The organism is Acinetobacter sp. PK01 (assembly GCF_022819285.1).
Classification (GTDB): Bacteria; Pseudomonadota; Gammaproteobacteria; order Pseudomonadales; family Moraxellaceae; genus Acinetobacter; species Acinetobacter tandoii.
On sequence record NZ_CP094643.1, the window covers coordinates 2,554,534 to 2,567,100 of the forward strand.

At 43.4% G+C, this 12,567-nt stretch carries 12 protein-coding genes; 4 read left to right on the forward strand and 8 right to left on the reverse strand.

The annotated features are described in order from the left end of the window. Positions 1-188: 188 nt before the first annotated feature. Positions 189-2,378 (reverse strand): catalase/peroxidase HPI, encoded by a 2,190-nt coding sequence (gene katG / locus MP622_RS12035; protein WP_243791124.1) that lies wholly within the window; start codon positions 2,376-2,378, stop codon positions 189-191. A 313-nt stretch (positions 2,379-2,691) separates the two neighbouring features. On the opposite strand from katG, the gene MP622_RS12040 reads away from it, so the two are divergent. Both MP622_RS12040 and MP622_RS12045 read left to right on the forward strand, forming a co-directional pair. Further along, positions 2,692-3,132, forward strand: coding sequence for a DCC1-like thiol-disulfide oxidoreductase family protein (locus tag MP622_RS12040; protein WP_243791126.1), 441 nt, complete (start codon positions 2,692-2,694; stop codon positions 3,130-3,132). After that, entirely contained in the window at positions 3,125-3,517 is a 393-nt protein-coding gene (locus tag MP622_RS12045; RefSeq protein WP_347881054.1) for a DoxX-like family protein, read from the forward strand. Before MP622_RS12040 ends, MP622_RS12045 begins: the two co-directional genes overlap by 8 nt. A 24-nt stretch (positions 3,518-3,541) precedes the next feature. On the opposite strand, the gene MP622_RS12050 is transcribed toward MP622_RS12045, so the two are convergent. From MP622_RS12050 to hcaE, 7 genes are all read right to left on the reverse strand, one after another. Next, entirely contained in the window at positions 3,542-4,591 is a 1,050-nt protein-coding gene (locus tag MP622_RS12050; RefSeq protein WP_243791128.1) for an MBL fold metallo-hydrolase, read from the reverse strand. 238 nt (positions 4,592-4,829) lie between these two features. Beyond that, complete coding sequence (gene hcaD / locus MP622_RS12055; protein WP_243791130.1) at positions 4,830-6,056, reverse strand: 3-phenylpropionate/cinnamic acid dioxygenase ferredoxin--NAD(+) reductase subunit; 1,227 nt, start codon at positions 6,054-6,056, stop codon at positions 4,830-4,832. Positions 6,057-6,061: 5 nt separating this feature from the next. Continuing rightward, entirely contained in the window at positions 6,062-7,027 is a 966-nt protein-coding gene (locus tag MP622_RS12060) for a 3-carboxyethylcatechol 2,3-dioxygenase (protein WP_243791132.1), read from the reverse strand. A 324-nt stretch (positions 7,028-7,351) separates the two neighbouring features. After that, positions 7,352-8,167, reverse strand: coding sequence for a 3-phenylpropionate-dihydrodiol/cinnamic acid-dihydrodiol dehydrogenase (hcaB, locus tag MP622_RS12065; RefSeq protein WP_016168312.1), 816 nt, complete (start codon positions 8,165-8,167; stop codon positions 7,352-7,354). 2 nt (positions 8,168-8,169) lie between these two features. Further along, positions 8,170-8,496 (reverse strand): 3-phenylpropionate/cinnamic acid dioxygenase ferredoxin subunit, encoded by a 327-nt coding sequence (hcaC, locus tag MP622_RS12070; RefSeq protein ID WP_104441154.1) that lies wholly within the window; start codon positions 8,494-8,496, stop codon positions 8,170-8,172. After that, positions 8,496-9,014: a 3-phenylpropionate/cinnamic acid dioxygenase subunit beta gene (gene hcaF, locus MP622_RS12075; protein ID WP_044740119.1), complete on the reverse strand. Its 519-nt coding sequence runs from the start codon at positions 9,012-9,014 to the stop codon at positions 8,496-8,498. Before hcaF ends, hcaC begins: the two co-directional genes overlap by 1 nt. Beyond that, positions 9,011-10,378: a 3-phenylpropionate/cinnamic acid dioxygenase subunit alpha gene (gene hcaE, locus MP622_RS12080; protein ID WP_044740120.1), complete on the reverse strand. Its 1,368-nt coding sequence runs from the start codon at positions 10,376-10,378 to the stop codon at positions 9,011-9,013. Before hcaE ends, hcaF begins: the two co-directional genes overlap by 4 nt. A gap of 282 nt (positions 10,379-10,660) precedes the next feature. Between hcaE and hcaR the strand changes: the two genes are divergently transcribed. Further along, a complete protein-coding gene (gene hcaR / locus MP622_RS12085; RefSeq protein ID WP_243791133.1) occupies positions 10,661-11,560 on the forward strand; it encodes a DNA-binding transcriptional regulator HcaR in 900 nt (299 codons plus the stop codon). 303 nt (positions 11,561-11,863) lie between these two features. Next, positions 11,864-12,541, forward strand: a complete 678-nt coding sequence (locus MP622_RS12090) for a DUF1345 domain-containing protein (RefSeq protein WP_243791135.1) — start codon at positions 11,864-11,866, stop codon at positions 12,539-12,541. The last annotated feature ends 26 nt before the right edge of the window (positions 12,542-12,567 follow it).

A 12,567-nucleotide genomic window follows, 5' to 3' on the forward strand; every position in this document is an offset into this window, starting at 1 on the left:
TCATACCATATATTAAATAAAATCTAAAATTAACATAATACACCGTCTAAGAAAGGTAATTCACAACGTAGATATTCAAATATCTTAAGGTGTAAAAAGCATTATTTGTACAACTCATTTAAGTTTAAATGAAAAAGCATCATTCCATAAAAAACCGCTCTTTCGAGCGGTTTTTTATTATGCGAAGCTTACTTCACATCAAAACGGTCAGCATTCATCACTTTATTCCAAGCAGCAATAAAGTCATGTACAAATTTCTCTTTGTTATCATCCTGCGCATACACCTCAGCGTAAGAACGTAAAATCGAGTTTGAACCAAACACCAAATCCACACGAGTTGCCGTCCATTTCACTGCACCAGTCGCACGGTCTCGAATTTCATAACGGTTTTTACCCACCGGTTTCCACGTATTGTTCATGTCAGTTAAATTGACAAAGAAATCATTGCTGAGTACGCCGACACGGTCAGTAAACACGCCTTCTTTTGCACCGCCGTAGTTGGTATCGAGCACACGCATACCACCAATTAATACAGTCATTTCAGGTGCGGTTAAACCCATTAATTGGGTACGATCTAACAGCATTTCTTCAGGCTGCACCGCATAATCTTGTTTTTGCCAGTTACGGTAACCGTCATGGGTTGGTTCCAAATCGGCAAAAGAATATTCGTCGGTTTGTTCCTGTAAAGCATCACCACGCCCAGGCGTAAATGGCACTTTCACATTCACACCTGCGGCTTGCGCTGCTTTTTCTACCGCAGCCGTACCTCCCAATACAATCAGATCAGCAATACTCACTTTCTTCGCTAACACTGCCTGAATTTCTTCGAGCTTTGCGAGCACTCGTTGCAAACGCTCAGGCTCGTTGCCTATCCAGTCTTTTTGAGGAGATAAACGGATACGAGCACCATTGGCACCACCACGGAAGTCTGAACCACGATAAGTTCTTGCGCTATCCCAAGCGGTGGTAATGAGATCACTACTAGATAAACCACTATTCAGCAATTTTACTTTCAGCTCATCAATTTCTGCTTCAGACAACGTGTAATCTACAGTCGGGATTGGGTCTTGCCAAATTAAATCTTCTTCGGGCACATCTGCACCCAAGTAGCGAGATTTTGGCCCCATGTCACGATGGGTCAACTTGTACCAAGCACGGGCAAAGACTTCTGCCAAACGTGCAGGGTCTTTATAAAAACCTTCTGCAATTTTGCGGTATTCAGGGTCCATTTTGAGAGCCATATCCGCATCGGTCATCATTGGGTTACGGCGTACATTCGGGTTATGCGCATCAACAGGCTTGTCTTCTTCCTTAATGTTGACGGGTTCCCATTGTTTTGCCCCAGCAGGGCTGGTGGTTTTTTGCCACTCATAAGTGAATAGTAGATAAAGGAATTCATTATCCCATTTGGTTGGATGCGTGGTCCATGCTCCTTCTAAACCGCTCACCATGGTATTAGGGCCGTTACCTGTGCCTTCTGGGTTATGCCAACCTAAGCCTTGGAATTCAACATCAGCCCCTTCCACATCTTTACCGAGTAATTCAGCTTTACCATTACCATGTGCTTTACCAACAGTATGACCACCGACTGTGAGCGCAACGGTTTCTTCGTCGTCCATTCCCATACGGTCAAAGGTCACGCGCATGTCTTGTGCGGTACGCAATGGATCTTGCACACCATCCACCCCTTCAGGGTTTACATAGATCAAGCCCATTTGTACCGCAGCCAAAGGATTTTCTAATGATTTACGGTCTTGGTCACTGCCATAGCGATTCGCGGTTGGTGCCAACCATTCATGCTCTTCTCCCCAGTAAATGTCTTTTTCAGGATGCCAGATATCAACACGACCACCACCGAAACCAAAGGTCTTTAATCCCGCAACGTCATACGCTACTGTCCCTGCAAGAACAATTAAATCGCCCCAAGACAGTTTGTTGCCATATTTTTTCTTAATTGGCCAAAGTAAACGGCGGCCTTTATCCGTATTAACGTTATCTGGCCAGCTATTCAGTGGGGCAAAACGCTGATTACCCGTGTTGGCACCACCACGGCCATCTTGCTTACGGTACGAACCCGCCAAATGCCATGCCGTACGTACAAACATCCCGATGTAGCTGCCATAATCTGATGGCCACCAATCTTGGCTACTGTTTATCAGGTCGCGAATATCTTGTTTAACGGCTTCTAAATCGAGAGATTTGAAGGCTTCAGCATAATTAAAGTCAGGATCGAGCGGATTGGTTTTGGTATCGTGTTGTGAAAGGATGTCTAAATTAAGTGAATTTGGCCACCAATCGGTATTTGAGCTGGCAGCGGAGGTATTGGCACCATGTGAAAATGGGCACTTACCTGACGAGGCTTGCGAATTATTGTCCATGTTATGTCTCCAAACTCAAGTCTTTCAATGTTTATTATTGAACCGTGTAAAAGTAGTGTTCGACTATCAACATAGCCTTTTTTCTAGACAAGCTAAAGCGGTATTTACTAATCAAAACAATCGAATTCTTCTATATAAGCATTGAAGAAAAAAAGATTTTTAAATGGCTATAGACACACATTTGATGTCTGTGGGCTTCGTAACACTCGTACCATTTAGCATTTCAAACAGCATGATTTTGAATAAAATATAGGCTACATATAGCCAGTAATTTCTGTTATTTTGAACAGATGAGAACTTTAGAATATAAAAAATGCAGAATGATCTCGATCACATCATTCAACAATATGACATCATCTTATTTGATGCCATTTGTGTTATCTGTAATGGTTGGGCACGTTTTCTCATCCAACATGATCCGCAGGCTCAATTCAAACTCGCTTCAGCCCAGTCCCTTTTGGGAGAAAAAATTCTTGAATATTATGGGATGTCGACCACACATTACACCACTATGATTGTGATTATCGATGGGCAATTATTTACAGAATCTACCGCCTTATTAAAAGTACTGGCTCGACTCGGTCTGCCTTTCTCTCTGATGAAAACGGGTTATCTTATTCCACGACCATTTCGGGATTTTTTGTATCGTCGGGTTGCACTCAATCGCTATACCCTTTTTGGTAAAACTGATCATTGCCTCATTCCATCCCAAGAAAATAAACATCATTTTCTAGAACAGGTCATCCGTGAATAGTCAACGACTCAATAAAAAGACGCTTCAAACCATTCATATGAGCCTAGCAATACTGTGGATTTATCAAGGTCTGATTCCCAAAATTCTATTTCAAGCCGATGATGAACGCCGTATTTGGATGTTACAGGGATTTAATGATCAAGCTGCAATTAGCCTGATGCAATGTTCTGGCGCAATCGAAATCATCTTCGGAGCATTATTTTTAACGGGTTATAAAACCTTAGCGCTCCATTATCTCAATATTGTCGGTATGCTCGGATTAAGCCTTTTAATTTTGATTGTCGACCCACACTATTTCACCCAAGCCTTTAATCCCTTTGTGATGAATATTGCAATGCTGGCTTTGTCCTTAACCGCCATTCGCCTCATAAAAGATCAAGAATAAACACTTTAAAACACGGGTGATGCTTTAAACAATTAAACGCTTACCTTCCCGAATGCAATAAAACGGATTCATTAATTTTGACGAACCACGCATCGCTACATGTAAATCATGTTCAGGCTGCTCACGTGCTTCATCGGTCAATTGATAACTACGGTAATGAATGGCCAATGAACATCTGGCATGCAAATCTTTATGTGCCTGAAAAGCATCTTCAGGGTTCATATGCATATAACGCATCAACTCACGTGGCTCATAAGCACCTATCGGCAATAAGGCAATGCGTGGAGGCCCCAAACGGGTATGAATTTCCTTAAAATGGGGTGAATAGCCTGTATCGCCCGCAAAGAAACTATATTCACGTCCCTGTTTAACTGCAAAACCACCCCAAAGCGCCATGTTCTGATCACGTATTCCACGACCAGATCCATGTTGTGCGGGAGTATAAATCAATTCCAGTTCATGAAACTGTGCAGATTGCCACCAGTCCAGTTCAATCACATGCATACTTTTCGGTAAATACCAGCCATTACCCAAGCCTGTGTAAATCGGCATGGCGAACTTGTCATGCAACCAGTTCAGGCTTGCCAAATCCATATGATCATAATGATTATGGCTGAGTAAAACAGCATGAATAGGCGGTAATTCTTCTAGCGCAATCCCTGCGGGACAAAACCGCTTCGGCCCACGGCCCTGTTTCGGACTGACAAATTCAGCCCAAACAGGATCCGTGAGAAAATTATAAGGGCCAATCTGTAATAACACGGTGGCATGTCCCACAAACCAGACTTGCCAATCATTCAGTGCTGCATTGGGACGACTTTGTGGCAATACACGTGGGGTGGTAGAAGCAGCATCTAATGGGGTTTCTTTGTCCCAAGTCGATGACTTTCGTTTTAACAACCACTTGAACAAATCAAAATGACTACGCCCCTCTGGTGCATGCAAAGGATTCGAAAAACGCGTGCCGTTAAAGTGGGCAGATTCAAGATACTGAAAAGCGGGTTTACGCCAAGTATGTGACCAACACTCTTGGGTTTTAATCTGAAAATGTGGTTGTTCTAAGTTCTGCTTCATGTACTGTCATTATCTATAAGAAATATCACATTCACTGCAATAACATGAATGTCGAGATTGGCGTGTTTCTTATTGTAGATACTCTGTTTGGTAATTCAAGCCAAACTGTAAAATATACGCCTTAGTCTTCGATGGCGTCGGGTGAGATAGTAACGCGCGTGGTCATACCAAAATTTGATGAAAAAAAAGCGGCAGACTGGAATTCAGCCCAGTCTGCCGAGGTTGTAAACCCAGAAATTTAAGCAATTTTGCGTAAATCTAAACCCTGATCTAAATACTTTTCTGCGTCAAATGCTGCATTTTTAGCAATCAACTTTTTCAAGTGACGCATCTCTTTGGCTGCATTTACTGTAATCCCCCCCACAATGATGCCATTGGTTACACCAAACAGCACACAAGAACAAGCTGAACCTAAAGTGGCATCCATTTCACCGCGAACATGCCATTCTACTGCCTGCATATCACCCACAAACTGATAGTTAATATCGAGCTGATCCGTCCAGAACCATGCAGGATTTGGTTTTGGATGCTCCACACCCATCACGTGACGTGCAAAAATTCCAGCCTGTAAATTGGCATTTTCCCATGTTTCCACACGACGGTAATGCCCATCATCACGTAATTGAGTCGCGACATCACCTGCGGCATAAATATCGGAATGTGAAGTTTGGCAGTTTTGATTGACCTGAATCGCGCCCTCCACTGCTAAGCCAGCATCTAGCGCGAGCTGTGCATTCGGGACAATGCCAATGCCATAAATCACGGCATCTGCACGTAACTCTTCCCCTGTTGCAAGGGTAATTACCACAGTTTCACCATCTAAATGACAGTGATTAATGGCGCTATTCAAACGCACATCGACACCCGCAAGACGTTGCTGTGCCAATAAAAACTCACTCAAAATCTGCGGGGATGAACGCCCCATTACCATTGGTTCCATTTCAATCACGGTCACTTGGCAATCTTTAAAACGCGCAGAGGAAGCCAGTTCTAATCCAATTACCCCTCCACCAATCAAGACAATTCGCTGTCCAGCTTGTAGCACAGGCACTAGTGCTTGAGAGTCTTCCAGATTACGTAAGGTATAAACGTGTTTACCTAAAGCATCGAAATTCGGCAAGCGGCGCGCTGCGCCCCCTGTGGCAAGCAACAGTTTGTCATAAGCAACAACATCACCCTTTTGCAATTCAACGGTTTTTGCCTCTGGGTTAATTTTGACTACGCCATTGCCACGAATATGAGCTACACCCAAGGTCGCCAATTTCTCTTCAGACAAAATCTCAACCTTGGTTTCTTCAGGCTTTAAAATCACATCTTTGGATAAAGGTGGACGCTCATAAGGCAAATGAACTTCATCCCCAATCAGGATAATGTTGCCCTCATACTTGTTACCGCGAAGTTCTAAAATCGCACTCGCACCCGCCTGTCCGGCACCGACGATGACAACCGTTTCAATATTGCTCATTTGATTCACCCTTTTAACTCTGCCGATACAATACCAAAGCCCGCAATCCACTCGCTGATGTCTTCATAACAATGCGTGGTCATCTCGTATTCACCGAGTTCATGTAATGCAGCAAATGCCGCCATCCAAGAACGGACTTCCTGACCACCACGCCCACCATCACGGCGAATGTCTGCTTCAGTCATCGCTTCAATTGTGGCGAAGTCTGCTTTGGCAAATGTTTCAAGCAATGCACGATCCCATTCTGGATTGAGTGGCACAGCAACAGATTGATCGCCCGCAGCCAATTTCTGCCCAACAGCAATAATTTTGGCTTGACGGTTATTCCGCGACTCTACAGATGGGTTACGTCCACAAATCAAAAACTCTTCCACTTCTGGCGGTACAGCGCCCATTTGTGGTGTCGGAGGATCATGTGAAAGCCCACCTGTTCCTAAAATTAACACCCGTTCATTTTCAAGATTTAATGACTGAATAAACTGTCCAACGGCACGTCCCAAAGCAACAGTACGCTTGGTGGTGGGCATCGGTGCCGCTGCGCCATTAATAAAAATCGGAATGGTTGGATAACGATCTAGCTGACCATCACACAGGAAATGTAGTGGTTGCGTCACGCCATGGTCGGCTTGCATTCGGTAGGAATAGGCAACATCGACACCTTCATCAAGTACACGACGCACTAAAACAATCGCAGTGTCTTCAGGGACATTAATTTTGTCGTTGTCTTTGCCGTAGTCCCAATCACCTGCCGCAGTTGCACGAATACCCACACAGAAACTTGGCATCAAATCATAGAAAAAACCATTAAAATGGTCTGGACCAAAGGTAATGATGAGGGTTGGGTCATACGCTTTGACTTCTGCTGAAAGTTGGGCAAAAGTATCACGTACAATCTGTTCTTTACGCTGTTCTTGCGGTGAAGCAAATTCCATTAAGGGACTGTGCGATGCACAAATGAGTTTAACGGCCATGTGTGACTCCAAAATAAAAATATCTACTAAAAAGACAGCTGCCCAGTAAAGTCTTTAGCAAATGGCTTAAATCATTGTGAGTGGTTTCAAATGAAATATAGAATTCACGATGCTATTCACTATCACGGTTGGCGACATGGACGTCGCCGTTGGGTGGAGGTTTCAGGGATGAACCTCTCACCCAACAATGGATTTTTGTTACTTTTGATCCGTCAAAAGTAAGGAAATGCCTCCGAAAAACCATCTAAACTTTCGCATTTATTTGAGGCTGTGCTTCATTTAATTTAAATCTGGGCTAATCAAAAACAAAGCAGCACACCCAAATCACTCATCAAAGAACCCTGCACGAGGTTGGCGTAAACCACGAATGCCTAAACCACATTCAGCATTGATCAGAACACCAGTCAGTGGACGGTTGTTTTGACGCGATGCCAATAAAACGTATGAACCCGTCATCTCTTCAGGTTCAGGCAAGAAATTCAGTGGCATACCACGAGCAATCTTTTCAGGGTCACGTGCATCGAGTAGCCCCAAATTTTCTTGACCTAAAGATGCCGCCCCTTTGATATTGACATTCATACCTGACGGCGCCACCGCATTCACTCGTACTTTAGGCGCAAGTTCATAGGCCAATTCTTTCATCACACCTACCCCTGCATGCTTAGAGGCTGTATATACGGGACCTCCGCCTGCTGAGTACAAGGCTGAATTAGACAAAGTAAATATGATAGAACCTTCAGAAGCTATCAATGCATCCAGTGCAGCCTTTGCCCCCAAGATGAGCGACTTGGTGTTAATGCCCATAATTTCATCAAAGGCTTTGTCTAACTGCTCACCCGAAGTATTGACGATATCGGCATAATGATCCCAAATACCTGCATTACCGACAAAACAGTCCAGTTTGCCAAAACGCTCAAGCGTGGCATTCACGGCACGGACATTGTCTTCATAGCAAGCCACATCACCCGCAATGGCAAGAATGCGATCACCAAAATGTGCCTGTAATGCCTCAACTTTGGCTTGTGAACGCTGTAGAACAGCCACTTGTGCACCTTCTGCTAAAAAGCGCTCAACCAAAGCCCAACCCAGACCAGAACCGCCTCCCGTAATCAGGGCAACTTCACCTTGTAGCCAGCCCATGCTTATCCCCCTGTCATTTCAACAAACAATTGCCCATCTTCCACAATCACAGGAAAGGTCTGAATAGAATCGGTCGCAGGTAGGCATAAAGCCTGACCTGTTTTTAGACAGAAACGCGCAGAATGTAATGGGCATTCCACCGTGCCGTCCTCTTCCAAATAGCCTTCTGACATGGATGCATTGCCATGTGAACAACGGTCATTCATGGCAAAGAACTCACCACCATTGTTGAATACAGCCAGTGCTTCGATACCGTTCACACCGCAGTCCACTTTCAATGCTTCGCCTTCATCTAATTCATCGATTTGGCAAACAAAAATCTTATTCATTAGAAGAACACACTCAGGTTATGGGAGTTGTAAGTCACTTGGTCTAAAGTGATTTTACGGTTAAAAATCTGGAAACCCTGCTCAGTATCCACTTTGCGAATCTTGTCATGACGCTTACCGCAGTAGATGGTGACATCTTTTTCTTTCTGGGTACGGTAGAGTAAATACGTCACGTAAACGTCATACTCACCTTCGACTTCAGTCGCTTCTACCATGATGTTAGAAACCATATGCGTAGTGCGTGATGGAGGTTCTTCTGCCCATGCCATCCCTGTTTCCAAACGCGCGACACGACGTTCTAACAAGTCTTTAGTATCGTTAAATACCCACGTCGTCGGTGGTTCAACCGAACGACGACGGTCACGAGTTTGCGCATTCGGTGTGGTGCGTAGGGTATAGGCAATATCATCTGCCAAGACATCCAACCACTCACGGAATTTCCAGTCGTCGAGCAATTTTGCTTCACGATAAAGGAACTGACTGATCTGATGTTGAAGTTCTAAACTGATCTGACTCATTTCATCAACTCCTTTTCATAGTCTTCCGCGGCTTTTTCGACTTCTTCCCATGTTTCATGAATCAACAAATCTGCCCAACGACGGTACATTGCTCGTGCTGCTGTTTCAGAGAAAATGTAGTTGGTGATGCCTGGAATGCCATCTTCACGGACTTTTTCATTACCCAAGCCCATTTCCATGATCAACGGATTGTTACGCGCTTTATAACCACGGAGTACTTTTTGGATTTCAATCCAGTTTTCCGAGTCATCTTGCTCAAGGAAACCTGCAGGTCCAAAAGCACGCGTTGCGGAACGTTCAAAGGCTTCTTTCACTTCTTGAGAAGCTTCGGCGTCGGCGATACAGAACGCCCAGACTTCAGTTTTATTTGGACCACGCGGATGCCATACTCGAAGCGTTGCCGTTCCATTTAACCATGACATGGTCGGGAACATGGTGTTATGCCCCGCAAGACGTAGTGCACGTACTTCACCCAAACGCTCTTTAACTTCCTCAAAGGTTTCACGGAAGTAGTTCGCTACTTCACCATCCACCCAGACGTTTGCATCGGGCTTTTCTGTAAAGAAGAAGCCTGAACCATGACCACGTGAACCGTATTGAATGGCATCTTTAGCGGTTTCCCAAACTGGACGTGCGGTTTGTGCTGCACCGAGTTTTTTAGATGAGTCATCGTCGGGTTTTGCACCCAAAACTTGAATGGCAGAAGCATGTGAAAACAATGCATGGTACTGGTCCGATGCAAACTGTTCCGCAGCAAATTTCCAGTTACACTCGATTTCCCATTTGTGTACCCCACCAATAATTTCCGTTCCGCCAGGACGACGGTCAAGTACACCATCTAAATACCAAGCAATGTCACCCATGTATTCAACGAGGTCAGGCGTAGATTCATCCCAACAACCGAAAATTAAACCTTTGTAGCTTTCGACACGGTTAACTTCAATCAAACCCCATTTTTCTTTACATGCGCCCTGTGGAAAAGCACGATCTTCTAAGGGAATATCCTTGAGTGAACCATCAACTCCATAAGACCAGCCATGATATGGGCAGGTAAAGGCACGGGTGTTGCCACAATCAGCAAAGCTGACACGCATAGAACGGTGACGGCACTGGTTTAAAAGTGCTTTGATTGAGCCATCTTTTTGACGTACGACAATAATCGGGTCTTCACCCATATAAGTATTGAAAAAGTCGCCTGCCTTTGGAATTTGGCTTTCATGACATAGAAATAACCATGTACGCCCAAACACGCGTTCCAGTTCTAATTCGTATAAATCTGGGTCTGTATAGATGGATGGCGAGATACGTCCATTTTGTGCATCGACCAAAGCGTCGATTTCACGCACATCAATTTTTCCACTCATGAAAAGCTCTCCTGCGACCAATACACGGCACAACGTAAATAGACTCAACTTTTGAGGCATCATGATTTTTTAGACGGTTTTAGGGAAATATTTTTTTTGTTTCAATTAATACGTTTTAGCAATTATTGGAAAAGCTATTTCTTATATTAAAATCTCCGCACTCGGTTCAAGACCATTTATTTTCTAAATACTTGAATCATCTTCACGGCATAGTTGTTTATAGATTATACTTTGCCGTAGTCGTGGTAAGACATTTTTTGGATTACTCTGTGGGTTATTTATATGGAACTTAGACACCTTCGCTATTTCATTACCGTTGCTGAAGAACTGAACTTCAGTAAGGCCGCACTCAAACTGTATACTGCCCAACCCTCTTTAAGTCAGCAAATCAAAGACCTCGAAGAAGATGTTGGGGTACAGTTACTGTATCGAACCAAGCGAAAAGTGGAACTCACAGAAGAAGGGGCGATTTTTCTAGAACAGGCTCGCCTAACCTTAGCACAAGCAGACAAAGCAATTGCTATGGCACGTCAGGTGTCACAAGCCAAGCAGCAAATGCTACGCATTGGTTTTGTCCCCGTCGCAGAAATGAAAATTTTCCCTTATGTCCTGCCGAATTTGCGGGTACAAAACCCAGACTTAAAAATTGAATTGCTCAGTATGAACAATACCGAGCAAATGCGCTTGCTCAAGAAAGGTGAACTGGACATTACCTTTACTCGACATAATTTTCATAGTGATGAAATCGAAAGTCAGTTTGTACTGCGTGAGCCGCTCATCTTTCTGCTTCCGAAAGATCATCCTCTAGCAAAGTACGAACGCATCCCTGTTAAGGCTTTAAATGGTATTGATTTTATTATTCCTGCAGTCGAGCAATCACAGACCTTGCACCATACCATTTTAGAGTTTGCCAAGGCACAGAATATCGAATTTAACATCGTGCAAAAAGCTGACAACATTTTGTTTAATATCAACTCTATTGGCATGGGGCTTGGTTGTACCATTTTACCCGGTTACATTGCCCCACTGACCATGAGCAACACGGTAATTCGTCCACTTGAGGTTGAGCTACCCTATTTAGATTTGTATGTGAGCTATCGTAAAAACAACTCTTCACTGGCAGTAAATAAATTTTTAGAATTGCTGACCCGAGTTTTTTATTTAGATATTAATCGCGAATAAATCCACATACGGTCCAGATGAATTGCTCAATTTGGCGCACCATTATTTCCTGAATAAATAATAGTGTGCCTTTTTCATGGCAAAATACCCTATATCGCCAGCGAATTTTCGCCCTTTTGTGTTAAGTAATGCGCATCGTATTCCACGTTTTTACTTTGCCTGCTTTTCAAGCAAAAGAATACTAATCACAAGCCAATTTTTTGTCAGGTTTTACCTACAACTTAAGTCTAAACTTAAACTTATATTCAAATAAATATGAATGCCTGAGTTGCACAAAAAAGTAAAACTAAAAAGGAGAAAATCATGCCTATGCCCACCTTACATCGCTTAAAAACTGGGATGCAATTTCGCCCTTACTTTTTTATTACTTTTTTGCTGACCGCACTATTGTTCGGCTTACTCACGCTGTTTACCAACTGGACATGGTCAACCAGTTTACTCATCAGTTGGAATATTGCCGTTTCCAGTTATCTCATTAAAACCATGACCACTCTTTGGTCTATAGATCATCAGCATATTCTGCAACATGCTCAACAACAGGATGCCAGTAAATGGATTATTTTATTGCTGGTGATTTTGACGCTAGGAATGTGTCTGATCGCAATCGTCATTGAACTTACGCATCTACCGCATAATACTGCACTGACATTTGGGCATCTATTACTCTCACTGCTGACCATTATCAGCGCATGGTTTTTTATGCATACCATTTTCGCGATTCATTATGCACATGACTATTACCTTGCTGTAGATGATGCTCAAGATGCGGGACTCGATTTTCCTAAGACCCAATATCCGACCTATCCCGACTTCTTATACTTTAGTTATGTGATTGGTACCTCTGCGCAAACTGCGGATGTTTCGATTACTTCCCGCTCCATGCGGATTTTAAATATTGTGCATATTATTCTGGCTTATGGTTTTAACACTTCCATTTTAGCCATCAGCATTAATGTTGCCGCAGGTTTTATCACACTATAAATTTGTTTGACTACGATGAAATTTCT

Coding starts and splice junctions, on each gene's coding strand:
- katG (WP_243791124.1), bottom strand. CDS start 2,378: ATGGACAATAATTCGCAAGCCTCGTCAGGTAAGTGCCCATTTTCACAT.
- MP622_RS12040 (WP_243791126.1), top strand. CDS start 2,692: ATGCAGAATGATCTCGATCACATCATTCAACAATATGACATCATCTTA.
- MP622_RS12050 (WP_243791128.1), bottom strand. CDS start 4,591: ATGAAGCAGAACTTAGAACAACCACATTTTCAGATTAAAACCCAAGAG.
- hcaD (WP_243791130.1), bottom strand. CDS start 6,056: ATGAGCAATATTGAAACGGTTGTCATCGTCGGTGCCGGACAGGCGGGT.
- MP622_RS12060 (WP_243791132.1), bottom strand. CDS start 7,027: ATGGCCGTTAAACTCATTTGTGCATCGCACAGTCCCTTAATGGAATTT.
- hcaB (WP_016168312.1), bottom strand. CDS start 8,167: ATGGGCTGGCTACAAGGTGAAGTTGCCCTGATTACGGGAGGCGGTTCT.
- hcaC (WP_104441154.1), bottom strand. CDS start 8,496: ATGAATAAGATTTTTGTTTGCCAAATCGATGAATTAGATGAAGGCGAA.
- hcaF (WP_044740119.1), bottom strand. CDS start 9,014: ATGAGTCAGATCAGTTTAGAACTTCAACATCAGATCAGTCAGTTCCTT.
- hcaE (WP_044740120.1), bottom strand. CDS start 10,378: ATGAGTGGAAAAATTGATGTGCGTGAAATCGACGCTTTGGTCGATGCA.
- hcaR (WP_243791133.1), top strand. CDS start 10,661: ATGGAACTTAGACACCTTCGCTATTTCATTACCGTTGCTGAAGAACTG.
- MP622_RS12090 (WP_243791135.1), top strand. CDS start 11,864: ATGCCTATGCCCACCTTACATCGCTTAAAAACTGGGATGCAATTTCGC.